Source organism: Paraburkholderia humisilvae, from assembly GCF_902859855.1.
GTDB classification, from domain to species: domain Bacteria; phylum Pseudomonadota; class Gammaproteobacteria; order Burkholderiales; family Burkholderiaceae; genus Paraburkholderia; species Paraburkholderia humisilvae.
In genome coordinates, this window is record NZ_CADIKH010000475.1 from 1 (window position 1) to 593 (window position 593).

A 593-nucleotide genomic window follows, 5' to 3' on the forward strand; every position below is an offset into this window, starting at 1 on the left:
GGCGGCTGGAAAAACTGGGCTTCATGTCACCCCTCGAAGCCCGTCAGGCACGGATGTTTAAACAGGCCGCCTGAGTCCCAAAACCGTGTCCAAACAATCCGGGCCGATACAGCTGCTGGAATACACGTGCCCAATGATGCGCGCCGCAGCATGCCTCCATGCCTGTCAAACAAGGCGGCAACTGCGCGATCACCGCTACCAGTTGGTCACGCATGACTCGCGGCTTGCGCAACACCACCTTGCCTGATTCATCCACGCCGTGGATGGCAAACACGTTCCTGGCGAGATCGATTCCGACGGTAACAATCGGCATGGGCTTCCCCTCCTGTTGGTGTGGATGATGGCTTGCACCTCATCATGGCACGTTAGTGCCGGCCTCACGGCTTCCGCCGCAGCCTCAGGACGGGGAAGTCCCTTCATTCGCTTCGCCTGCACCCTCGCGGATACACACGCATGACTCGGGGCCGCCGTGGCTGGCCACGCCTTCAACGTATGACTCTTTCATTCACAACACCTTGCCGGTTTTGACCGGCGCACGGACGCGTTCATTTCATTCTTCAAGGTGCCGCAGGCTCACCGGATAGGCCACGTAC

The 593-nt window shown here is 59.7% G+C and carries 1 pseudogene; it reads right to left on the reverse strand.

What is annotated here, in order from left to right:
• Positions 1-112: 112 nt before the first annotated feature.
• A pseudogene (locus HV796_RS43140) lies at positions 113-313 on the reverse strand (IS110 family transposase); the annotation flags it as partial.
• Positions 314-593: the final 280 nt, after the last annotated feature.